Source organism: Arthrobacter subterraneus (genome assembly GCF_900099735.1).
Classification (GTDB): domain Bacteria; phylum Actinomycetota; class Actinomycetes; order Actinomycetales; family Micrococcaceae; genus Arthrobacter_D; species Arthrobacter_D subterraneus.
On the sequence record NZ_FNDT01000002.1, the window covers coordinates 216,915 to 240,194 of the forward strand.

Annotated in this window: 22 protein-coding genes; 10 read left to right on the forward strand and 12 right to left on the reverse strand. The window is 63.2% G+C overall.

Annotated features, from left to right (window positions below):
- Positions 1-25 precede the first annotated feature (25 nt).
- From BLS52_RS04265 to BLS52_RS04275, 3 genes are all read left to right on the forward strand, one after another.
- The gene (locus BLS52_RS04265) at positions 26-2,842 is read left to right on the forward strand and encodes a DEAD/DEAH box helicase (protein ID WP_090584661.1); all 2,817 of its coding nucleotides are present in this window, start codon (positions 26-28) and stop codon (positions 2,840-2,842) included.
- A 27-nt stretch (positions 2,843-2,869) separates the two neighbouring features.
- The gene (locus BLS52_RS04270) at positions 2,870-4,522 is read left to right on the forward strand and encodes an amidohydrolase (RefSeq protein ID WP_090584662.1); all 1,653 of its coding nucleotides are present in this window, start codon (positions 2,870-2,872) and stop codon (positions 4,520-4,522) included.
- Positions 4,523-4,895: 373 nt separating this feature from the next.
- Positions 4,896-5,651, forward strand: coding sequence for a polyprenol monophosphomannose synthase (locus tag BLS52_RS04275; protein ID WP_026543577.1), 756 nt, complete (start codon positions 4,896-4,898; stop codon positions 5,649-5,651).
- A gap of 141 nt (positions 5,652-5,792) precedes the next feature.
- On the opposite strand, the gene BLS52_RS04280 is transcribed toward BLS52_RS04275, so the two are convergent.
- From BLS52_RS04280 to BLS52_RS04295, 4 genes are all read right to left on the reverse strand, one after another.
- A complete protein-coding gene (locus BLS52_RS04280) occupies positions 5,793-6,140 on the reverse strand; it encodes an RNA polymerase-binding protein RbpA (protein WP_026543576.1) in 348 nt (115 codons plus the stop codon).
- A 227-nt stretch (positions 6,141-6,367) separates the two neighbouring features.
- On the reverse strand, positions 6,368-7,321 hold the full coding sequence (locus BLS52_RS04285; RefSeq protein ID WP_245702685.1) for an SPFH domain-containing protein: 954 nt from the start codon (positions 7,319-7,321) through the stop codon (positions 6,368-6,370).
- Between the two features lie 35 nt (positions 7,322-7,356).
- On the reverse strand, positions 7,357-7,836 hold the full coding sequence (locus BLS52_RS04290; RefSeq protein WP_035777340.1) for an NfeD family protein: 480 nt from the start codon (positions 7,834-7,836) through the stop codon (positions 7,357-7,359).
- Positions 7,837-7,952: 116 nt separating this feature from the next.
- Positions 7,953-8,828, reverse strand: a complete 876-nt coding sequence (locus BLS52_RS04295) for a methyltransferase domain-containing protein (protein WP_139186221.1) — start codon at positions 8,826-8,828, stop codon at positions 7,953-7,955.
- 87 nt (positions 8,829-8,915) lie between these two features.
- Between BLS52_RS04295 and BLS52_RS04300 the strand changes: the two genes are divergently transcribed.
- Positions 8,916-10,907, forward strand: coding sequence for a S9 family peptidase (locus BLS52_RS04300; protein ID WP_245702686.1), 1,992 nt, complete (start codon positions 8,916-8,918; stop codon positions 10,905-10,907).
- Positions 10,908-10,948: 41 nt separating this feature from the next.
- Here the strand turns inward: BLS52_RS04300 and BLS52_RS04305 are convergent, their stop codons facing one another.
- The 4 genes from BLS52_RS04305 to BLS52_RS04320 all read right to left on the reverse strand — a co-directional run bounded on the left by BLS52_RS04305 (position 10,949) and on the right by BLS52_RS04320 (position 13,704).
- On the reverse strand, positions 10,949-11,533 hold the full coding sequence (locus BLS52_RS04305; protein ID WP_090584667.1) for a peptide deformylase: 585 nt from the start codon (positions 11,531-11,533) through the stop codon (positions 10,949-10,951).
- Between the two features lie 9 nt (positions 11,534-11,542).
- Positions 11,543-12,784 carry an MFS transporter gene (locus BLS52_RS04310; RefSeq protein WP_090584669.1) on the reverse strand — a complete coding sequence of 414 codons (1,242 nt, stop codon included), beginning with the start codon at positions 12,782-12,784 and terminating at the stop codon, positions 11,543-11,545.
- Between the two features lie 98 nt (positions 12,785-12,882).
- The gene (locus tag BLS52_RS04315; RefSeq protein WP_090584671.1) at positions 12,883-13,302 is read right to left on the reverse strand and encodes a VOC family protein; all 420 of its coding nucleotides are present in this window, start codon (positions 13,300-13,302) and stop codon (positions 12,883-12,885) included.
- Positions 13,303-13,431: 129 nt separating this feature from the next.
- Positions 13,432-13,704, reverse strand: a complete 273-nt coding sequence (locus BLS52_RS04320) for a DUF2277 domain-containing protein (RefSeq protein WP_090584673.1) — start codon at positions 13,702-13,704, stop codon at positions 13,432-13,434.
- A 113-nt stretch (positions 13,705-13,817) separates the two neighbouring features.
- On the opposite strand from BLS52_RS04320, the gene BLS52_RS04325 reads away from it, so the two are divergent.
- Both BLS52_RS04325 and BLS52_RS04330 read left to right on the forward strand, forming a co-directional pair.
- Positions 13,818-14,261: a DUF3054 domain-containing protein gene (locus BLS52_RS04325; RefSeq protein WP_090584675.1), complete on the forward strand. Its 444-nt coding sequence runs from the start codon at positions 13,818-13,820 to the stop codon at positions 14,259-14,261.
- Entirely contained in the window at positions 14,258-14,539 is a 282-nt protein-coding gene (locus tag BLS52_RS04330) for an Lrp/AsnC family transcriptional regulator (RefSeq protein WP_026544050.1), read from the forward strand. Before BLS52_RS04325 ends, BLS52_RS04330 begins: the two co-directional genes overlap by 4 nt.
- 8 nt (positions 14,540-14,547) lie before the next feature.
- Here the strand turns inward: BLS52_RS04330 and trpD are convergent, their stop codons facing one another.
- A complete protein-coding gene (gene trpD, locus BLS52_RS04335) occupies positions 14,548-15,606 on the reverse strand; it encodes an anthranilate phosphoribosyltransferase (RefSeq protein WP_090584678.1) in 1,059 nt (352 codons plus the stop codon).
- A gap of 147 nt (positions 15,607-15,753) precedes the next feature.
- Between trpD and ctaE the strand changes: the two genes are divergently transcribed.
- From ctaE to qcrB, 4 genes are all read left to right on the forward strand, one after another.
- The gene (gene ctaE / locus BLS52_RS04340; protein ID WP_090584680.1) at positions 15,754-16,392 is read left to right on the forward strand and encodes an aa3-type cytochrome oxidase subunit III; all 639 of its coding nucleotides are present in this window, start codon (positions 15,754-15,756) and stop codon (positions 16,390-16,392) included.
- Positions 16,393-16,503: 111 nt separating this feature from the next.
- Positions 16,504-17,292 carry a cytochrome bc1 complex diheme cytochrome c subunit gene (gene qcrC, locus BLS52_RS04345; protein WP_090584682.1) on the forward strand — a complete coding sequence of 263 codons (789 nt, stop codon included), beginning with the start codon at positions 16,504-16,506 and terminating at the stop codon, positions 17,290-17,292.
- A 76-nt stretch (positions 17,293-17,368) separates the two neighbouring features.
- Positions 17,369-18,394, forward strand: a complete 1,026-nt coding sequence (qcrA, locus tag BLS52_RS04350; protein ID WP_090584684.1) for a cytochrome bc1 complex Rieske iron-sulfur subunit — start codon at positions 17,369-17,371, stop codon at positions 18,392-18,394.
- Between the two features lies 1 nt (position 18,395).
- Positions 18,396-20,081 carry a cytochrome bc1 complex cytochrome b subunit gene (gene qcrB / locus BLS52_RS04355; RefSeq protein ID WP_090584686.1) on the forward strand — a complete coding sequence of 562 codons (1,686 nt, stop codon included), beginning with the start codon at positions 18,396-18,398 and terminating at the stop codon, positions 20,079-20,081.
- Between the two features lie 109 nt (positions 20,082-20,190).
- Here the strand turns inward: qcrB and BLS52_RS04360 are convergent, their stop codons facing one another.
- From BLS52_RS04360 to ctaD, 3 genes are all read right to left on the reverse strand, one after another.
- Positions 20,191-20,973, reverse strand: a complete 783-nt coding sequence (locus BLS52_RS04360; RefSeq protein WP_090584688.1) for a GntR family transcriptional regulator — start codon at positions 20,971-20,973, stop codon at positions 20,191-20,193.
- 173 nt (positions 20,974-21,146) lie between these two features.
- Complete coding sequence (locus BLS52_RS04365) at positions 21,147-21,548, reverse strand: cytochrome c oxidase subunit 4 (protein ID WP_026544043.1); 402 nt, start codon at positions 21,546-21,548, stop codon at positions 21,147-21,149.
- Positions 21,549-23,276, reverse strand: coding sequence for an aa3-type cytochrome oxidase subunit I (gene ctaD / locus BLS52_RS04370; protein ID WP_090584690.1), 1,728 nt, complete (start codon positions 23,274-23,276; stop codon positions 21,549-21,551).
- Positions 23,277-23,280: the final 4 nt, after the last annotated feature.

Consider the following 23,280-nt stretch of genomic DNA (forward strand, 5'->3'; position numbering starts at 1 on the left):
CCGCCGGAGAGTCTAGGCTTGATCCATGACCTCCCCAGCCGAGCGGTACCAGGCAGCGCAGGCACGCAACAGGTATGAAAGAACCCGGCTGCACCAGTTCGAACAAACCCTCGGATTCGAGCTCGATGAGTTCCAGCTGGACGCCTGCACTTCGCTGGAAGCGGGCAGGGGAGTGCTGGTGGCAGCTCCCACCGGAGCGGGAAAAACCGTGGTCGGGGAGTTCGCCATCTTCATGGCGCTCAGCAACGGGCTCAAAGCCTTCTACACCACCCCTATCAAGGCGCTGAGCAACCAGAAATATGCTGAACTCGCCGCCCTGCATGGAGCGGACCGTGTGGGTCTCCTGACCGGTGACACCAGTATCAATTCCGAGGCACCTGTCGTCGTCATGACCACCGAGGTGCTCCGCAACATGCTGTATGCGGACTCCGACACGCTGGCCGGCCTCGGGTACGTCGTCATGGACGAAGTGCACTACCTCGCTGACCGGTTCCGCGGTGCGGTGTGGGAAGAGGTGATCATCCATCTGCCCACCGAGGTCAAGGTGGTTTCTCTGAGCGCAACAGTGTCGAACGCGGAGGAGTTCGGCGCCTGGCTGCACACTGTGCGCGGAGATACCGATGTGGTGGTGTCGGAACACCGGCCGGTGCCCCTCTGGCAGCACGTCATGGTCGGCCAGGAACTCCTTGATCTCTTTGCGGGTGAGGTTGCGTTCGATGAAGCGGCTGCGGAGGGTTCCACCAGCGGCGCCGAAGAGAAGTTCACCGTCAACCCTGAACTGCTTGATCTGGCCACCAGCGAGACGCGGCTGAACCAGCGTGCCCGCTGGGGTTCCGGCGCCAAACGCGGCCGCGGCGGACCCAACCGGTACCAGGCACCGCAGACGGCGGTGAGAAGAGCCAGCCGGCCGCAGGTGATTTCCGCCCTCGACAAGGAAGGGCTCCTTCCTGCCATCACTTTCATCTTCTCGCGCAACGGCTGCGAGGCCGCAGTCACCCAGTGCCTCGACGCCGGGCTATGGCTGACCACGGAATATGAACGCGGTCTGATCAGTGACCGCATTGAGGAAGCAACGCTCGACATCCCCGAGGAAGACCTCGAGGTACTCGGGTTCTGGTCCTGGCGGGAAGGGCTCATCCGCGGCTTCGCTGCCCACCATGCCGGGATGCTGCCGACTTTCAAGGAGGTGGTGGAAAAACTGTTCGAGGAGGGACTCGTCAAGGCGGTCTTCGCCACCGAGACGCTGGCACTCGGAGTCAATATGCCGGCCAGATCCGTTGTCCTTGAGAAGCTCGACAAGTTCAACGGCGAAGCACATGTGAACATCACGGCGGGGGAGTACACCCAACTCACCGGCCGCGCCGGCCGGCGGGGAATCGATGTGGAGGGCCACGCCGTCGTTCTCTGGCAGCCGGGCACCGACCCCGGAGCTGTTGCAGGGCTGGCCTCGCGCCGGACCTACCCGCTGAATTCCAGCTTCCGGCCCACCTACAACATGAGCATCAACCTCATATCGCAGTTCGGGCAGTACCGTACCCGCGAAATTCTTGAGACATCCTTCGCGCAGTTTCAGGCAGACAGGTCCGTGGTGGGCCTCGCCCGTCAGGCCCGTACGCGAGAGGAGTCGCTGAAGGGCTATGCCGAAGCGATGACCTGCCACCTCGGTGACTTCTCCGAGTATTCAGCGATCCGGCGCGAGCTGTCGGACCTCGAGGCAGCCGCGTCGAAGGCCGGTGCGCGGAACCGTCGAAGCGCCGCAGCCGCCTCCCTGGAATCGCTCCGCCCGGGAGACGTGGTGGACATTCCCGCCGGACGTGTTGCCGGTTACGCCGTTGTGCTGGCAGGAGATGCGGCCCGGGATCCCCGGCCCACCGTCCTCACCCTGGAAAAGCACGTCCGGCGGCTGTCCGTCCAGGACCTGGACGGGCCGGTCGAGATAGTTTCGCGAATACGGATTCCCAAGCAGTTCGATGGGCGCAAGCCGAAGGACCGGCGGGATCTCGCCGCGTCACTGAGGAATTCGCTGAATGAGAAGCGCCCACCCGCCAGCCGGACGCCGGCGGAATTCCCGACCGTCGGCACTGAGCGCCAGGAGAAAGCAATCGCAGACCTGCGCCGCCGGCTCAGGTCACATCCCTGCCACGGCTGCAGCGACCGCGAGAACCACGCGCGCTGGGCGGAGCGGTGGTGGAAGCTGCGGAGGGAAACCGACAGGCTTGCCCAGCAGATCAAGGGACGAACCAATACCATCGCGAAGACCTTCGACCGTGTGTCCGAAGTGCTCCTGCACTACGGCTACCTCCAGGAACATGACACCCAGGGCCTGGCCATCACGCCTGCCGGACAGAAACTTCGCCGGATCTACGGCGAGAAGGACCTCCTGATCGCGCTGTCCCTCGAACATGGCGCCTGCAATGACCTGGACCCCGCCGAGCTGGCGGCTCTCGCGTCAGCACTGGTCTACCAGGCCAAGCGGGAGGAGCGCGGCCTTCGTCCCCGGATGCCGTCGGTGTCGCTGGAATCTTCGATCGACATCGTCATCCGCCAGTGGTCACGCCTGACAGACCTGGAGGAACAGCACCGCCTGTCCGTCACCAGCGAACCCGATTTCGGGCTCATGTGGCCGGTCTACAAGTGGGCGCGAGGCAAGGGACTCCAGAACGCCCTGCAAGGGACCGACCTCGCTGCCGGCGACTTTGTCCGGTGGGCGAAGCAGATCATTGATCTCATTGACCAGTTGGCGAAGGTTCCGGACCTGCCGCCGGGCTTCCGTCGCCTGTGCATCGACTCCATTGACCGTATCCGACGGGGCGTCGTGGCCTATTCCGCGGTCTCCGAATAATCCCATTTCTCTCTACCCGAAAGTTGCATGCCTGTGTCCCCTTCCGATTCCAAGCCCATCCTGTACCGCAACGGCTCGGTATACAGCGCAGCAGATCCATTTGCCACGGCCATGCTGGTCACGGCAGACACGGTCGCCTGGGTTGGATCCGAGCACGCAGCGGCCGCGCTGGCCGACAGCAGCATGGACGTGGTGGACCTGCAGGGTGCGCTCGTTGCACCGGGGTTCGTCGACTCCCACTTCCACACCACGGAAACGGGACTGGCCATCACGTCTCTTGACCTCACCGGGGTCAACAGCCTCGGCGAGCTCCTCGACCTCGTCGCGCGGGCGGCAGCTGATAGTTCAGGGACCATCATGGGTAACGGCTGGGACGAATCGCGGTGGTCGGAGCGGCGTCCGCCCACCGCGTCCGAACTGGAGAACGCGTCGGGCGGGGGCCGTGACGTCTATCTCGTGCGTGCAGACGTCCACTCTGCCGTGGTGTCCACGTTCCTGGCGCAACGGCTTGGGCTGCAGCAGTACGACGGTTGGGATGACGGGTTTATTGTGCGTGATGCGCACTTCGCGGCCCGCAGCGCGGTGCGCAGTCCCGGACCCGACGAGCGGGAGGCGCTGCAGCGCACGGCCCTCGACCACGCGGCTGCGAACGGCATCGTCGCCGTCGTCGAGATGGCCGCGCCGCACATTGCTCCCCGGGAGGACGTTCTGTCACTACTCTCGCTCGCGGGGCCGCACCCTGAAGTTCTGGCCTACTGGGGACAGGCCGTTACTTCCGAAGAGGAGATGCGAACCGTTTTGGCAGGTTTTGACGGCAAGGTGCTGGGCCTTGGAGGGGACCTGAACGTGGACGGGTCCATCGGTTCCCATACAGCCCGTATGCGGGTGCCGTACGCGGATGCGCCCCATTCCTGCGGCACCACGTTCATGAGTGCCGACGACGTCGCCGCGCACCTGGGTGCCGCAACATCCGCCGGCCTGCAGGCGGGCTTTCACGTCATCGGTGATGAGGGACTGGACACTGTGATTGCCGGTCTGGAGAAGGTGGCATCCGACCACGGGCTGGAGAGGGTGCGAGCCGCCCGGCACCGGCTGGAACACGTGGAAGTCGCCGACGACGGCGCCATCTCCCGGCTGGCCCATTTCGGTACGACAGTGAGCGCGCAACCCGGCTTCGACGCGTTGTGGGGTGCTCCCGGCGGCCTGTACGAGCAGCGGCTCGGAACCGACCGCTACACGCCGATGAACCGGGTCGGCAGTTTGTTGAGCGCCGGTGTTCCTGTGTGCCTGGGTTCCGATTCACCCGTCACCCGTATGTCGCCCTGGCAATCCATCCACGCCTGCATTGCCCATGCCAGTGCCGAGGAGCGAATCTCGGCTCGTGCTGCCTTTCTCGCACACACCCGCGCCGGTTGGCGTGCGGTGGGGGCCGGGAATCCGCTGCTCGGTCAGCTCCTCCCCGGCGCACCGGCATCCTACGCGGTGTGGGAGGTGGACGAGCTCATGGTCCAGACCCCGGACAGCAGGGTCCAGTCATGGAGCACGGATCCACGTGCTGGCACTCCGCTGCTCCCCGCACTCGATACGGACAACGAGCCGCGATGCCTGGAAACCGTCCACAGGGGCAGACAACTGTATGCGGACGGTGTCCTCGCAGACCGCCAGACCCGGCTGGAGTGACAGGGCCCGGGTCCGCCCTCTGACCTGCACGAACGTCTAAACCAGCAGGTCAGCGGGCTGTTGACACCTCCTCCACAGGACGTAAGCTGTTAGATCTACGGGTCGGAATCCTTACGTTTCGGATTGACCTGACCGAGCCACCGCATACTGCGACGCCAAAGGGGACCACGAGTGAATGTAAGGCTCTTTCGCGCGGTGGAAGGCTTGGTAATCACAACGGGTAGGTTTGCACGTCCTTAGAAAACAGCGCCGATCGATTGATCACTGCTGGCCCGAAGGCGTGCGAACCTACCCGTAGCTCATATACTGGGAAGCCCGTTCGGATAGCTGAACTGCTGCGCTCTGCGCACACGCCCCATCGAAAGGCCCTTGAGTGCGCGTTGTCACGATCATTCCCACCTACAACGAACGCCAATCCCTGCCGATAACCCTTGAGCGGCTCCGGGCAGCCGTCCCCCACTCGGATGTGCTGATCGTGGATGACAACAGCCCTGACGGCACCGGAGATTGGGCAGACCGGTTCGCCGAGGTGGACCCCAAGGTCAAGGTCCTGCACAGGCAGGGCAAGGAAGGTTTGGGGGCTGCCTACATCGCCGGTTTTCGCTGGGCGCTAGAACGGGATTACGACGTCCTGGTCGAAATGGACGCCGACGGCTCCCACCAGCCGGAACAGCTTCCCGCCCTCCTCGAGGCAGCGACCGGCGCACACCTGGTCATCGGGTCCCGTTGGGTGCCCGGCGGCGCAGTGGTCAACTGGCCGTTCCACCGGACGCTGCTGTCCCGTGCGGGAAGCCTCTACTCGCGCACCATGCTCGGACTCACCGTTCGGGACATTACGGCCGGCTACCGTGCGTTCCGGCGGGAGACGATCGAGGCCATCGATCTGGCCGACGTTGATTCGGTGGGGTACGGGTTCCAGGTCGACATGACCTTCCGTGTGGCCCAGAAGGGACTGCGCATCGTCGAAGTGCCGATCACCTTCGTAGAGCGTGAGTACGGAGATTCGAAAATGAGCGGCAATATTGTTTTGGAGGCAATCGCGTCGGTGACCCGCTGGGGGCTCGCTGCCCGCTGGTCCGCTCTCACATCACGCCTGTCCGGCCTCCGATCACCTGCAACGGACGCATAGGCCGCCGGCAAAGGACGCGCCGTCAGCAAGGACGGCCAGGCGGCCGCTATATCCTGCGCCGGCCCGGAAGGGCTGTCCTGGATCCGGACACAGAATCGCCCGGGCACTTCGATGAAGTACCCGGGCGATTCACACATGTTCTCAGGCGGAGCGGCGTTCCCCGCGACGCTCCCGCAGGATGTTGAGCCGATCCTCCAGGATCTGCTCAAGTTCCTCCATTGACCGGCGCTCCAGGAGCATATCCCAGTGGGTACGGACCGGCTTGTCACCGGAGGTGTCTGGACGCTCTCCGTCAACGAGCAACGCTTCCTTGCCGGTCTTTGAAACCCACACCGGAGGAATTTCCGCTTCAGCTGCGAACGTGACGAAAACCCGTTCACCGTCCTCGCAACGGTATTCGATACGCTGCCGGGGTGCCGGCTCAACGCCGGACTCGGTCTCCATGCTTTGGGCGCCTAGGCGCATACCCCGAAGGCTACGGTCGCTCATCTTATCTCCCTCACTTCGTATGGCATGCTGGACTCCCAGCTGCCTCTGCTGCGCGCTCGCCGAGCAGGCAACATCACGACGTTCGACGCCGCGCTACCACAGGTATAACGCCGGGTAACCGCCGTCTGTTCCCAGCGGCGCTCTCATCCGGCAAACACCCCACTATACCGACTGGGACCACGGATCACCCAATCGGTGCCGCGAGCGGCGCGCGGCGGGGCTGATGACTAGTGCACCTGGGGCGGGTGCGTCTCCTCGCCTGTGGCGGGGGAGTCAGCATGGCCAGCCTCGTTCTCCTGCGCTCCGAGTACGTTTCCAATGCCCTTGAGCGCTTCTCCCACCTCGCTGGGGATGATCCACAGTTTGTTGGAGTTGCCCTCCGCAAGCTTGGGGAGGGTCTGGAGATACTGGTAAGCGAGCAGCTTCTGGGTGGGGTTGCCCTTGTGAATAGCGTCGAAGACCTTCTGAATGGCCTGCGATTCACCGTCTGCCCTCAGGATCGCTGCCTTGGCATCGCCTTCGGCCGCGAGGATGGCTGCCTGCCGCTGCCCCTCCGCAGTAAGGATCTGCGATTGCTTGGTTCCCTCTGCAGTGAGGATGGCTGCGCGGCGGTCGCGTTCGGCCCGCATCTGCTTCTCCATAGAATCCTGGATGGAGTGCGGCGGGTCGATCGCCTTGAGCTCCACGCGCGACACCCGGATTCCCCAACGCCCCGTGGCGTCATCCAGGACCCCGCGAAGCTGTCCATTGATCTGGTCCCGCGAGGTCAGTGCCTCCTCCAGATTCAACCCGCCGACAACATTCCGCAGCGTCGTCGTGGTCAGCTGCTCGACGGCCTGGATGTAGTTGGCGATTTCATAGGTAGCGGCACGCGCGTCGGTCACCTGGAAGTACACGACCGTGTCGATGGACACCACAAGGTTGTCCTCGGTGATCACCGGCTGCGGCGGGAAGGAAACAACCTGTTCGCGCAGGTCAAGAAGCGGCAGCAGACGGTCAACGAACGGGATGAGGATCGTCAGGCCCGGCAGGAGCGTGCGCTGATATTTTCCCAGCCGCTCAACCACACCCGCGCGAGCCTGCGGAATGATCCGAACGGATTTCACCAGCACAACCAGGACGAAAGCGATCAGAACAATCAGGACGATCGTGAGTCCGATTGTGCCTGAGTCTGTGAACATGGTTCCCCTTGTGTTGTTGTGGTGCCGAATGGTGTTCAGGAGGAGGTAAGTGGACCGTTCTCCGTTGGTTGGGCTCCTACGACGACGGCGGTCGCTCCGTCGATGCGGGAAACTGTCACGCGGGTGCCGGCCGGCACGGACGAGCCGTCAACAGTGCGTGCGGTCCATGTGTCGCCGCCGATCTTGACGGTCCCGGAGAGCCCGGTGACCGGTTCCAGTGCAAGTGCGTGTTCGCCGATCAACCGATCGATGTTGGAGAGCTGCTCGGCTGAGCCCCGCTTGAGATGCTTCAGGGCCACCGGCCTGACCAGCAGCACCATCAGGAGTGAGACGACGCAGAAGATCACTACCTGGATGAAGAAAGAGGCTCCGGCGAGTGCGCCGATCAGCCCCGCGAGTGCGCCGGTTGCAAGCATCAGGAAGAACAGGTCAAGGGTCAGGGTTTCCACCCCAGCCAATCCGAGCATGAGCACCAGCCAGAGAATCCAGGTGTTCTGTACCAGCCAGTCAAGCATCGCATTTCCCCTCGGTGGCGGCATCTGCAGACAGTCATTCCGTGCACAGGGTGCCTCTTACCATCATGCCAAATCCGGAGGCGGAAATATAGCGTTACGGGAATATCCTCAGCACTTCATCCGTGCGCGCGCCGGCTATAGGACTGAAGTGTGAAGGCGGCCGTCACCGGCAACTCGCCGGAAAGGTTCGAGAGATCGGCTGGCCTCCGGTGGTGCCCGGCAGGCCCCATCATCGCGACGTTGCGCACGTCGCCCGGTCCAAGCGTCATGGTGAATTCCACAGTCCGGGTCGAGATGAGGTCGAAGGCGCCTGCGAGGGAGGCGGCGACGTCGTCGCCCTTTCCGCCGGGAACTCCGAGAAGCCCTGCGGTGCCCGCGATCTCCTGGAGGTGCTGAGGCAGGGGAGTGACCACCAGCAACACTCCGCCGTCTTTCACTATCCGCGCGAACTCAGGGGGGTTGCGCGGGGCGAAGACGTTCAGAAGCAGATCGACGCTGCTATCCGCCACGGGCAGCCGTTGCCACAGGTCGCACACAAGGCAGAGGGCGCCGGGCAGCAGTTTCGCTGCCCGCCTCAGCGCAAACTTCGATATATCGAGTACCACCGCCGCGGACACCGGCACAGCTTCCAGAAGCCTGCTCAGGTAGTAGCCGGTCCCTGCCCCCGCGTCCAGGACGACAGGCCGGTTGACGGCTGCTTCCTTCGCCGCCGCGCACAGAGCATCCGCGAGTCCGTGGAAATGCCCGCTGCCGAGGAAATCGATCCGCGCCTGCACCATCTCAGCGGTATCAGGCTGGAAGCTCGTCCCCCGGCCAGTGAGCAGGTTGAAGTAGCCCTGCCGGGCTGCATCGAACCGGTGGCCGCCGGCACAGCTGAGGAGTTGCGGAGTGTGTTCACGCCCCGGCACCCCGGAGGACGTACCGTCCGGCCCGGCGGCAAGCGGTCCGCGGCAGACGGGGCAGAGAAGGAGGACTCCCGGAGACGGCGGCATTGGACAATCGTAGGGGGCGGCGCCGCTTTGAGCCGCAGCACCATGGGGGCATAGGCTCGGAGTGTGAAACCAGACACACTCAACCTGATGAATACAGTGAGCGCACCCTCGCTCCACCCGGACACCCGACGCTGCGTAGTCTCCGTGACCCGTCCCGACTACGACGCCGACGCCTATGTAGGGCAGCTGTGGGAGGTGCCGCTGGACGGCGGAGCTCCCCGTCGGCTTACCCGGGGGTTCAGGGATACCGCGCCGAAATTCTCCCCGGATGGCTCCATCCTCGCTTTTCTCCGCGCCGGCGAAGGTGGCAAGCCGCAGGTCTATATCACCGACGGCAGGGGAGGGGAGCCGCAGCAGCTGACCGATCGCCCCCTGGGCGTCTCCAGCTTCGAATGGTCGCCCGATTCCCGCCGGCTCGTATTGAGCGCGCGCGTCCCGGAAGACGGCCGCTACGGAACAGTCGACGGCGTATCGGCAGGCCAGGAGGATCCGCGACTGGTCAGCAGCTTCAAGTACCGGATGAACGGCGTCGGTTACACCAGGGACAAGCGGTCACAACTGTTTCTCCTCGACGTGCCGTCCCTGGGGGAGGAGCCGTTCGTCAGGCCGGTGGGGCGGGCTGCGCGCTCGCTCGGGGAGGACGCGCCGACGGCGTTTGCCGAACCGGCGCAGCTGACGGACGCGGATGCGGACCATACCGCGCCCAGGTTCTCATTCGACGGTTCACGCATCCTGTTCAGCGCCTCCCTGGAACCGGACTCCGAAGCGAATCTCCGGTCCGACATTTATTCGATCGCATTGGACGGCACAGACAGGCAGCGCCTGAGCAATTTCACGGAGAACCTTGTCAGCTGCGGCAACCCGGTGCACAGTGCGGACGGCCGCTGGCTCTATTATCTCGGCAGCGCGCTGTCGCCGAGCGGTGTCGATTTCGTTGCACGCAACACCGCCTTGTACATTGCTCCGGTCGATGACCCAACCCAGGCACGGGTGCTCACTGATCCGGAATCCCTCGATCTCGGTGAGATCGGCGAGGTTGTGCCGGCGGGAGGTGACAGCGTCCTGGTGTTCAACCGCAGCCGCGGCGCCGGCGACCTGCGCCGCGTCGATGCGCAGGGAGCGGTGGAAGTCCTTGCCGACGGCGAGTTGATCGTCACCGGCGCGGCGGGTATCAACGGCACCGTCGTCGTCTCCTATACGGACCCGGACACGGTGGGCGACGTGGCGCGCGTTGACGGCCGTGCCCTGACCAGGCTCACGGACTTCTCCGCCGCGCTGCGCAGCGAGACCGCCGTGATCCCTCCGCGTGAAGAGATCTTCACCGCACCGGACGGTTACCCCGTACACGGTTGGGTGCTGATCCCGGAGGGGGAGGGGCCGCACCCTGTCCTGCTCAACATCCATGGCGGGCCGTATGCCCAGTACGGGTGGGGCTACTTTGATGAGGCGCAGGTCTACCTTGACGCAGGTTACGCGGTACTCATGTGCAATCCGCGCGGTGCTGCCGGCTACGGCGAGGAGCACGGCCGGGTGATCAAGGAAGCGATGGGGACGGTGGACATGCAGGACGTCCTCGCGTTCCTTGAGGGTGCAGTCCGGACCTACGACCAGCTCGACGGCGACAGGCTGGGTGTGATGGGCGGGTCCTATGGCGGGTACCTGACCGCCTGGCTGATCGCCAATGACCACCGTTTCCAGGGCGCCATCGTGGAGCGCGGATTCCTCGACCCCGAGTCCTTCATCGGGTCATCTGATATCGGATGGTTCTTCTCGGAGGCCTACACCGGGGCTGAGCCGGAGAAGGTTCAGGCGCAGAGCCCCTATGCCCAGGTCCACAGGGTCCGGACGCCCACGTTCGTGATTCATTCCGAAGAGGACCTGCGCTGTCCGCTCGAGCAGGCCCAGCGCTACTACACGGCACTGAAACGCCATGGGGTGGAGTGCGAAATGCTGATTTTCCCGGGGGAGACCCACGAACTCTCACGGACGGGCACTCCCTGGCACCGGCGTCAGCGTTTTGAGCACATCCTGCGGTGGTGGGCGGAGAAGCTGCCGAGCAAGAAGAACCAGCCCGCCTAGAAATTCAGGGCGCGCTGGGCCAGGTCGATTCCGGGCTGGGCTCAGCGCTCCCTGTACGCGTCGCTGCTCATGAGCGACCGCGTCCTCGCCTTGTCGATGTACACCACGCCGTTCAGGTGATCGGTCTCGTGCTGGACAATACGTGCGGGCCACCCGGTGAAGTCCCGGCTGGCGTCCAGCCCTTCAGGAGTCCGGTATTCAAGGCGCACAGTGCGGTGCCTCTCCACCACGGCCTGCCAACCGGTGAACGACAGGCATCCCTCGAAGAACGACGCCGTTTCGTCTCCCACAGCCGTGTATGCCGGGTTGATCACGGCGAAGTAGGGTAACGGCGGGCGCTCGCGCACCTGGGCAATGTCTTCCGGCTGCGGGATCACGTCTTCGATCACCGCAATCCGCAGGGGAATTCCGAGTTGCGGCGCTGCCAGCCCGACACCCGGAGCCTCGTGCATGGCTTTCCGCATGGTGGCCAGCAGTTCGGCGAGCTCCGAGGAGTCCAGCTGACCGTCGAACGGTTCCGCCGGGTTCCGCAGGACCGGATCACCGAGCTGGACAATCGGTGGCCGCTCCTGTTCGACGACGCCGCGGACCAGCGCGCGGATTCTCTCGCGTGTGTAGGTTCCCATCCACCCATCCTAGGTTCGCCTCTTCAGCCGCGGTGCTGACGCGGGGACGCTGTAATACGCCAGCAGGATTGCCAGTGCGTTGAGGGCCGCGAGGATGAGGAAGGCGCGGGAGTAGCTGCCGAAGGCCGCGGCAAGGCCGGCGCCCGCCCACGGACCCAGTGCCGTTGCGAGGGTAATCGGAAACGCAACCAGCGCGGTCAGCCGGCCGTAATGTGCGGAGCCCCACCGGTCCGTGATGGCCGTGGCGTGCAGGAGGGTGAAGATACCGCGGGCCACCCCGGCTGCCAGCGCGATCAGGATCGCTGCGGTGAGGGTTTCGGTGAGGCCGAGTAGCGCCGTCGTCAGGGTGGTGGCGGACAGGACAATAACGGTCCGCAATCTCAGGGGCAACTGTTCAAAGGCTCCATAACCCAGCCGGCCCAGCACCTGGCCGATCCCACCGATTCCCAGGGCGGTGGCCGCCAGGGTCCTGTCGATCCCGCGTTCCGTCAGCAGCGGCACGAGATTGACGACGGCGGCGAAAGAGGCCAGAGCTGCCAGGCTGACGGCGGCGACCAGCGCGATGAACGGCAGGCTTCGGACGATCTCGGCAGGCGGAGCCGGCTTCGTGACCTGGGTGCCGGCCGGGTCACGATGGGGTTCCCAGGGCCGCCGCAGCCCGAAGAAGTGGGCTGGAACCGTGATCACGAAAAGGGCAGCGGCAAGGATCAGATAGGTTCCGCGCCAACCGGCAGCGGCGGACAGGAGCGCCGTCAGCGGTGCAAAGACCGTACTCGCGAGGCCGCCCACGATAGTCAGTACTGTCAGCGCGCGGGTGCGGCCGTCTGTCCACCAGCGGGTTACAGCGGCGAATGCCGGTGGGTACAGGACCATTCCCATGGCGATGCCGCTCAGGATCCACCCGCCGAAGAATACGGGCAGCGTGCCTGCCGCAGCGACCAGGCACAGCGCCGGCGCCGCAAGCAGGGATCCGACAGTCATCACCGACCGTGGTCCGCGGCGGTCGAGGATGCGTCCGACCAGCAGGCCGGTGAGTGCAGAACAGATCAACCCGGTGGAAAACGCTCCGTTGACCACAGGCAAGGACCATCCGGTACTCGTGCTGATCTGTCCGGCGAGAACGGGAAACGCATAGAACAGAATGCCCCAGCTGGTGATCTCCGTGAGGCAGAGGACAACCAGAACAGTGCGCAGGGAAACGTCCCGCTTACCCCTCCCAAACCACCTCCCGAAAGTGCCGATAATCGACATTATGTCAACTAATCGATATCGTGCTCAGTAAGAGGCGCGAGCGTGAGGGCCGCTTCTCCCCTGCACCGGTGAACCAGGCCGGTGCAGGAGAAGCGCCGCTATTGCTGGGGTACGCCGGCAATGTTGATCAGCCAGGCGACTCCGAACTTGTCGGTGCACATGCCGAACCGGTCGCCCCAGGGCGCAACCTCAAGCGGAACGGTCACCGTGCCGTCTCCCGACAGACGGTCCCAGTAACCCCGCAGTTCGGCTTCATCCTCGCCGCTGAGCGAAATCGAAAACGTGTTCCCGGGGCTGTAGTCCATGCTGTTCGGCGTGTCGGCTGCCATGAGAACCATGCCGCTGTCCGTCGTCAGCATTCCGTGCATGATCTTGTCCAGCTCACTCTCGTCTTCACTGGCAGAAAAGTCCCGGAAGGTACTGAGCGCCAGTTCACCGCCGAAGACGGACTGGTAGTACGTCATGGCTTCCTTCGCTGTGTCACGGAAGCCAAGGTAAGGGTTAAGGCGTGTGCTCATAGCGGTCTCCTCGTTCGACGTCTGCACCGGCGCCCGGTGTCTTCAACCCGGGGCACACTTCCGGCGCGGTCCGTCACCATAGTGCACCACGAACAGGGCGCGGCGACCAGCAGCCGGCGGCGAACGGAATCAGGCTGTGGCAAACCGGCGCGCAGAACGCTCCCTCGCCTTGGCCGCTTCTTCTTCCCGGTCCTTGGGAGGAGCCGACGTGACCAGTTCGGACAGGAGCCGCTCGGTGATCGAACCGATCTCCTCCACCGCCCTGTCAAACGCCTCCTGGTTTGCCCGGGACGGCTTGGTGGCGCCACTGACCTTCCGCACATACTGAAGGGCCGCGGCGTGCACCTCATCGCTGGTAGCTGCCGGCTGAAAATTGTGAAGTGTCCTGATATTCCTGCACATGCTTCAAGGGTAGATCCACGCAGAGAGCAAGGAACAGATTCATACGGGCTTTTATGCCGGCCAGGCGCAGCACGAAGGCCGGCTCCCCGGTCGGGAACCATTAGGCTGAGTGCATGACGCGCGCGAATGCCGGCAGGCGGGACGGAGCCCGGCAAGGGTATCCGGCGTGGCTGGCCGCCGACGTTGTACTGATTTTGCTCTTTGCGATGCTGGGTCACCAGTCGCACTACGGCACGCTTTCCCCCGCCGGAATCGCGGGTACCGCGCTCCCCTTCCTCGCCGCCTATGGTGCAGCCACGGCAGCCCTGCGTCCCTGGCGACATCCCACCGCACTGATGCGCTGTGCCGTTCCGCTGTGGATCGGCACGTCAGCAGGTGGGCTGATCCTCCGTGTTCTTGCCGGGCAGGGCGCGGCGCTGTCGTTCCAGATCGTCGCGGTTTCCGTCCTCGGCCTGTTTCTCATCACCCCCCGCGTTCTTGCGGCGCTGGTGCGCCGTCGCCGCGTCCACTCACCCGCCATCCACTCCCCCAGCAAGAACCAAGGAGCACCGACATGATCACTGCGTTTGTACTCATCCAGACCGATGCCTCCCGGATCCCGGAATGCGCACAGGAAATTTCGGAACTCGAAGGCATCAGCGAGGTGTACTCCGTGACCGGCGAGTGGGACCTCATTGCCATCGCGCGCGTGAACCGGCACGAGGACCTCGCGGACGTCATCGCGGACCGGCTCTCGAAGGTTGACGGTGTGGAGTCGACAACGACCCACATCGCCTTTCGGTCGTACTCGAAACACGACCTTGACGCCGCTTTTTCCCTCGGATTCGAAGGCTGACCCCGGCGTTACTTGCCGGTGACCGCGATCCACCGATCGAGGGCTGCCTGCGCGGCGCCGGAATCGATGGATTCCTCGGCGCGGCGCATATTGGCCCTGATGCGCTCCACGAGCGGCGCGGAGTAATCTGTATCCAGCGCCGTGAGGCCCGCGGCCGCGTTGAGGACAACGGCGTCGCGGACCGACCCCTTCTCCCCTGCCAGCAGTGAGCGGACCACCCGCGCGTTGCTCCGGGCATCCGAGCCCCTCAGGGCCTCGACCGTGGCCACAGGCAATCCGAAATCTTCGGGATGGACCGTGTGCTCGCTGATGGCCCCGCCCCGGACTTCCCACACCGTGGAAGACCCGCTGGTGGTCAGTTTGTCGCGGCCGTCGCTGCCGCGAAACACCAGCGCCCGAACCCCCCTGACGGCGAGAACGCCCGCCATGAGCGGCGCCATCCGTTCGCTGGCGCAGCCAAGCGCCTGCGCTTCGACGCCGGCCGGATTGCTGAGCGGGCCCAGGAAATTGAAGGCGGTCGGGACGCCGAGCTCCCGGCGCGGCACAGCGACGTGCCTCATGGATGGATGGAACACCTGGGCAAAGCAGAAGGTGATGTTCGCCTCCTCCGCCGATCGGGCGACGTCGGCAACGGACAGATCCAGTCGCACGCCCAGCGCCTCAATGACGTCCGCGGCCCCGGACGATGAGGACGCACCGCGGTTACCATGCTTAATCACGCGGGCACCGGCTCCGACTGCCACCAGCGAGGACATGGTGGAGATATTCAGCGTGTTGAGCCCATCTCCCCCGGTGCCGACGATATCCAGGGCCGGGCCCGCGACGTCGATCCGGTGCGCCCTGGCAAGCATGGCCTCGACCAATCCGGTGAGCTCCTCGACCGACTCGCCCTTTGCGCGCAGCCCCACCAGGAACCCTGCGATCTGGGCGTGGGACGCGACGCCCTCCATGATCGAGTCCATCGCCCATCGTGCCTGGGCAGCCGTAAGATCCCTGCCCTCGATGAGGTTCGAGATCAGCTGCGGCCAACTGATTGGCGGGGCTTCTGGATCGGAAAACGCGCTCACCCCCCTAGGTTATCTACGAAATGTAGAAAGTCAGCACGTTGTTACTCCGCGCCGTTGCAGGCAACGGATGCCCCTGCGCAGCTGGAATGGCGCGCCGACCCCGTTTCGCATTGGTGAACTGGGAACTTTTAGAGACATAATGTCAGGGTGACGACAGCGACCCATGCCCCCAGCTCCACTGCGCATCCAACTCTGAACCGGCCGAACATGGTCTCGGTTGGCACGGTTGTATGGCTTTCCAGTGAACTTATGTTCTTCGCCGGACTATTCGCCATGTATTTCACATTGCGTTCCACCTCCGGCGAACTCTGGGCTGCCGAGACCGAGAAGCTGAATGTGCCCTTCGCCCTGATCAACACGATCATTCTCGTGTCCAGCTCTTTCACCTGCCAGATGGGTGTGTTCGCAGCGGAACGCCTCCAACCGCGCAGGGTCGGTGGAATTTTCAAGATCACCAAATGGGGCATGGTCGAGTGGTATCTGCTGACCTTCTTCATGGGTGCGGTGTTTGTCGCCGTCCAGGCGTACGAATATGCAGAGCTTGTCGCCGAGGGTATTTCCATCTCATCGAATGCGTACGGCTCGGCGTTCTACATCACCACCGGCTTCCACGGCCTCCACGTAATCGGAGGCCTGATCGCCTTCCTGTTCATCATCGGCCGTGCCTACGCAGCCAAGCGGTTTGGGCACTTTGAAGCGACGTCGGCGATCGTCACTTCGTACTACTGGCACTTCGTCGACGTGGTGTGGATCGGGTTGTTCATCATCATCTACTTCTTGAAGTAAATTGCCCTTGAACCCATTTCTACCCGGGGTAGAATTAGCGTGGCGGTCGCGACGGTGGCTGACACCAACCGTAGAACGTTCCAACGCAATACAGAAGGCAGGAAACAGGACGTGAAGGCACTTTCGCAGAGGCGGCGTCACCCCCTGGCAGCAGTAGCGCTGCTACTCATGGGATTGTTGCTAACAGGCGGCATCTACGCCGTCGCGAGCAACGCGAACCAGGCCAAAGCGCAAACAACATTTTCAGCCGGCGACATCGAGGAAGGCGAGAAACTCTTCGTCGCCAACTGTGCAACCTGCCACGGCATAGGTGCCGTGGGAACCGCGGACGGTCCATCGCTGATCGGCGTGGGAGCTGCAGCAGTCGACTTCCAGGTGGGTACGGGCCGCATGCCGCTCCAGATGCAGGGACCGCAGGCGCTGCAGAAGCCGGTGCAGTTCACTGGTGAGCAGATCCAGCAGATGTCCGCTTACGTTGCGTCGCTTGGTGCCGGCCCAGCCATCCCTGGCGAGGAAGAGCTTGACCTTGAAGGGGCTGACCCTGCTGCCGGCGGCGAACTGTTCCGCGTGAACTGCGCGATGTGCCACAACGCCGCGGCTGCCGGCGGGGCCCTGACCCGGGGCAAGTTCGCACCGTCGCTCGAAGGTGTGAGCGATAAGGAAATCTACGAAGCGATGGTCACCGGACCGCAGAACATGCCGGTATTCAACGATGCGAACATCACGCCAGAGGGTAAGCAGGACATCATCGCCTTCCTCAACATTATTGAAGAGCAGGGTTCCCCGGGCGGAGCGGACCTCGGTTCTCTCGGACCAGTCTCCGAAGGCCTGTTCATCTGGGTCGCGGGCCTTGGCGTCATCATTGCATTCACCGTCTGGCTTACCTCCCGCTCTTCGTAGCGACGTGCCAAGCTGGCAAAGAACCAAATTACACAGGATTGATGAGTGAAGTTTCTAAAGAAGGATGAGAGGGATCATGGCCGACCATAGTCACGGCAGCCCGGAAAACGCGGTTACCGTAGCTAAGCCTGGTCAGGGCGGCGTGCAGAAGTTCCAGGATCCTGGACTCCCGCCGCACCGGCCGCGTTTGGCAGATACCGATCCCCGCGCAGAGAAGCGCGCAGAGCGCCAAGTCGGAGTGCTTTTCCTGATTTCCATCTTTGGAACGTTGCTCTTTTTCTTCGGGTACTTCTTCATCCCGCTCGACGAGACAATCGGTACTCTTCGCCTGCAGAACCTGCTGCTGGGTCTTGGAACGGCATTCGCAATGCTCGGCATCGGCGTTGGCATCGTGCACTGGGCGAAGACCCTGATGCCCGACCATGAGGTCGCCGAGGACCGCCATGAGATCCGCCCTGAGAAGGACCGTGCGGACGCTGAAAAGATCATTGGCGACATCCTTGAAGAATCCGGAATCAAGCGCCGCCCACTGATTCGCAATACTCTGTTGGGTGCAGGAATCCTTGCGATTTTTCCTGCCATTGCAATTTTCCGTGACCTCGGTCCGCTGCCCGGCGACGTCCTGCGCGAGACCATGTGGGACGAAGGCGTGCGCCTGACCCGCGACCCGAGCGGCACCCCGATCAAGGCCTCCGACGTCACGATCGGTTCTGCGTTTCACGTCATCCCGGAAGGACTCAATGAGGCTGAGCACAAGCTTGAAGAGAAGGCCAAGGCCGTCGTCCTGCTGATGCGCCTCAACCCCGAATCCCTCAACCCTTCGCCCGGACGCGAAGACTGGGGTTACGAAGGCATTGTTGCCTACTCCAAAATCTGCACCCATGTGGGCTGCCCCGTAGCCCTTTACGAGCAGCAGACTCATCACCTGCTTTGTCCGTGCCATCAGTCCACCTTCGACCTCACGCAGGAGTGCAAGGTGATTTTCGGCCCGGCCGCACGTCCGCTCCCCCAGCTTCCCATCTCGGTTGATGAAGAAGGCTACCTGGTGGCGACGAGCGACTTCCAAGAACCCGTAGGACCAAGTTACTGGGAGCGTGGCTGACATGAGCAGCTCGGCAGCTGGGCAGCAGTACCAGCCCAAGACCAGCGTCGGCAGGATCACCAACTTCGTTGACACCCGTGTCGGCGGATCCGCCATCGTGAAGGAGTTCGGACGCAAGATCTTCCCGGACCACTGGACGTTCATGTTCGGCGAGGTTGCGCTCTACTCCTTCGTCATTCTGTTGCTCTCGGGCACGTTCCTCACCTTCTTCTTTGACCCCTCAATGGCGGAGACCCACTACGACGGCAGCTATGTACCGTTGCGCGGCATTGAGATGTCAATGGCCTACGCCTCGTCGCTTGATATCTCATTTGATATCAGGGGCGGCTTGTTCATGCGGCAGGTCCACCACTGGTCAGCGCTCCTCTTTGTAGCGGCCGTCTCAGTGCACATGCTTCGTGTGTTCTTCACCGGTGCGTTCCGCCGCCCGCGTGAACTGAACTGGGTGATCGGCGGCGTCCTGCTGATCCTGGCTATGGCTGCCGGCTTCACCGGCTATTCCCTCCCGGATGATCTGCTGTCCGGCAACGGCCTGCGCATCATCGACGGTGTTGTGAAGTCGATCCCGGTGGTTGGAACGTACATCAGCTTTTTCCTCTTCGGCGGAGAATTCCCCGGGACCGTGATCATCCCGCGGCTGTATGTTCTGCATATCCTGCTGATTCCGGCGCTTATCCTGCTGCTGATCGGGATTCACCTCTTCCTGGTGGTGGTCCACAAGCACACGCAGTTCCCCGGCCCGGGCCGCACCAATGACAACGTGGTTGGCTTCCCGGTTGGACCGGTATATGCGGCCAAGGCGGGTGGATTCTTCTTCATCGTCTTCGGCATCATCGCAGCCATCTCGGCGGCCTTCACGATCAACCCGATCTGGAACTACGGTCCTTATGACCCTTCCCCCGTGTCCGCCGGCACCCAGCCGGACTGGTACATCGGATGGGTCGACGGTGCGCTCCGGCTGATGCCCGGTGTGCTGGGCAACTTCCCGTTCGAATGGAACATTCCGTTCCCATGGGGTACCAATACGCTCTCCCTGAACGTGCTGCTTCCAGCGCTCGTGCCCGCCGGCATCGTCTTCATGCTGCTGTTCGCCTGGCCCTGGATCGAAGCCTGGGTTACCAAGGACCGCCGCGAGAAGCACCTTCTCGATCGGCCGCGCAACGCTCCGACCCGCACCGGCATCGGTGTAGCCGGTGTTGTGTTCTACTGCGTCATGTGGGCAGCGGCCAGCTCCGACCTCATCGCCACTCACTTCATGGTTTCCCTGAACGATGTGACGTATTGGCTGCGGGCACTCCTGTTCATCGGCCCGGTCGTAGGATTCATCGCAGCCCGGCGCATCGCGCTTGCCCTCCAGCGCAAGGACCGCGAAATCGTTCTTCATGGACGTGAGACGGGACGGATTGTACGTCTTCCGCACGGCGAGTTCATCGAAGTGCATGAGCCGGTGGATGAGTACAAGCGCTACAAGCTGGTCAGCTTCGATTCCCCCGAAGTTCTGTCGGCACAGCCGGATGTCAACGGTCATGTACCCAAAACTGAAAAGCGGCGTGCCTGGGCGTCACGCTTCTTCTTTGAGGACCGGGTTGCACCGGTTACCCCGGCGGAACTTGAGCAGGCCCACTCGCATGGGCATCACGGCGAGGTGGCAAGCGAGCACGACAAGGCTGCCATCTCAAGCCACTAGTTTCGGATCAGCTGTAAAAGGATCGGCCACACCAGACGGTGTGGCCGATCCTTTTTGCCGTAGGACACCTCATCCCTGCGGTGTACTGCGGTACGTCGCGCTCGGCTATTCAGCTGAACCGTTTGGCTGTGTAGGTCCTGGGCGTACGCACGCCGGGCCGCTGCAGCGGAACCCACAATTTGTACCTGTCCGCCCGATAATACGAAACCGAGTAATCAACCATGGCGCGGGCAACATAGGCGTGCCGCTGGATCTTCAGCAGCGGCGCACCCATTTCCACGTTCAGTAGCCGTGCAATGGACGGCGAGGCGGCCGTTGCCTCCACGGTATCCTCGCCCCATTCCATCACCAGTCCATACTTCTCACTGAGTACGTTATAGAGAGACGTGGGCGGCTCATCCTCAAGGATTCCGGGCACACGATGTGCCGGGATGAAGTTTTCATCAACGCTCATCGGTTCGCGGTCAGCCAGGAGTTGCCTGCGGAACCTGACGACCGGCGCCCCCTGCTCGATCTGGAGTTCCCTGGCGATAAGGGGCGTCGCTGCCATTTGTTCGAAGCTGAGCACCCTCGCATCGGGCACCATGCCGCGCCGGTGCATCTCCTCGCTGTAGGAGGTGAGCTTCATCTGCAGATCGAGCTTTGTGTGGGCCACGAAGGTTCCCAACCCGACGATCCGTTCCAGAACTTCCTCGGCTACCAGAGCATCTATTGCGTGGCGTACCGTCATGCGGGCAACCCCGAAGTGTTCCGTGAGCTTGCGTTCGGACGGGATCGCGGTTCCGGGCTCCGTATGCTCCGTGATGTACTGCCGCAGGGCCTCCCTGAGCTGCACGTGCTTGGCTCCGCGCCCGTCCAGAGTTGTGCGAAGCTCGCTGAGTTTGTTCCGCATGCTGGCTCCTCGATCTGCCACGGTGCGCAGGAGACTGGACCGGTCTGGTCAGTCCATTCTACGCGGCCGCCATGACGGAGATGCGAGGAGGAACGGCCCGTACCCGCCAGGGAAACGCAGAAGGGCCCGCACGCCAGGTGCGGACCCTTTACCGGTTAGGAACAACGCGCCGATCAGTGCGCGTGGTCTCCCCTGCTGTATTCATAAACCCAACCGACAAGAGCGATTGCGGCGAGTCCGGCGGAGACGTAAAGAATCCACCAACCGGCGGCGAGGCCGAGGAACCCGCCGGCCGCGGAGAGCCCGAGTACCAGCGGCCACCAGCTCCACGGGCTGAAGTGTCCCTGCTCGCCGGAGCCTTCATGGATTTCCGCATCCCGGCGGTCCTCAGGACGCAGCCCTACGCGACGTCCGGTGAAGCCCAGGTAGAACCCGATCATGCCGGCGAGGCCACCTACGAGGAGGATACCGAGAATGCCGACCCACTCGGACCAGTTGGTCAGGAAACCGTAGATCAGGGATACCGGGACAAAGAAGGGTACTCCCCAGAAGAAGAGTCGTGTTTCAACCTTCACTTAACCGTCCTTCCGATCGGCGGATCCGAGCACCTGAGCCACCGGTGCAGGTGAACTAGGGGTGTGCCACTGCGCGAGCTCCGGGTGGTGCAGATCCAGTGCAGGGCGCTCCGAGCGGATACGAGGCAGCGATGTGAAATTGTGCCGGGGCGGCGGGCAGGAAGTAGCCCACTCAAGCGACGCTCCGAAGCCCCAGGGATCGTCGACCTCGACCTTGGTGCCGCTGCGCCACGTAACGTACACGTTCCAGAAGAACGGAATCAGCGATGCGCCCAGGACGAAGGATGCAATTGTCGAGAACTGGTTCATGGCAGTGAACATGTCCTCAGGCAGATAGTCGGCGTACCGGCGGGGCATACCGATCACGCCGAGCCAATGCTGGATAAGGAACGTTCCATGGAAGCCGAGGAACAGCATCCAGAAGTGGATCTTGCCCAGCCGCTCGTTCAGCATCTTCCCGGTCCACTTCGGCCACCAGAAGTAGAATCCGGCGAACATAGCGAAGACCACGGTGCCGAAGACGACGTAGTGGAAGTGGGCGACCACGAAGTAGGTGTCGGAGACTTGGAAGTCCAGCGGCGGTGACGCCAGGATAATTCCGGTCAGGCCACCGAATAGGAACGTCACGAGGAACCCGAGACTCCAGAGCATCGGGGTCTCAAAGGTGATTGACCCTCGCCACATAGTGCCAATCCAGTTGAAGAACTTCACACCGGTAGGCACTGCGATCAGCATGGTCATGAAGGCGAAGAATGGCAGCAGCACGGCGCCCGTTACGTACATGTGGTGGGCCCATACCGTCACCGACAGAGCAGCGATCGCGATCGTAGCGTACACGAGACCCTTGTAGCCGAAGATCGGTTTACGGCTGAAAACCGGGAAGATCTCGGACACGATGCCGAAGAACGGCAGGGCGATGATGTACACCTCGGGATGCCCGAAGAACCAGAAGAGGTGCTGCCACAGGATGGCGCCCCCATTGTCCGGGTCGAAGATGTGCGCCCCGAACCGGCGATCGGCTCCCAGAGCAAACAGCGCGGCCGCCAGCGGCGGGAAGGCCATCAGCACGAGAATGGACGTGACCAGCGCGTTCCAGGTGAAGATCGGCATGCGCCACATCGTCATGCCCGGAGCACGCATACAGATGATCGTGGTGATGAAGTTCACGGCGCCCAGGATGGTGCCGAAGCCCGATAACGCCAGACCAAAGACCCACAGGTCCCCACCCACTCCGGGTGAGAATGTTGTATTGGACAGCGGCGCATAAGCGAACCAGCCGAACGATGCGGCGCCCTGCGGGGTGATGAAGCCGGATACCGCGATAGTGCTGCCGAACAGGAAGAACCAGAACGCCAGGGCATTCAGGCGCGGGAAGGCGACGTCCGGTGCACCGATCTGCAGCGGCATGATGACGTTGGTGAAGCCCGCGAACAACGGCGTTGCAAACATCAGCAGCATCACCGTGCCGTGCATGGTGAACAGCTGGTTGTACTGCTCCTTGGTCTGCAGGATCTGCATCCCCGGCTCGAAGAGTTCGGCGCGGATGACCAGAGCCATCACGCCGCCCAGGCAGAAGAAGACAAACGACGCGATCAGGTACATGTACCCGATGGTCTTGTGGTCAGTGGAGGTTATCCAGTTGACGACGATCCGGCCCTTGGACCGCGGGACCACCCGGGGTGCAACGGTAGTGCCGGCGTCCTCGGCGGTGTATTCGTAAGTAGACATCTAA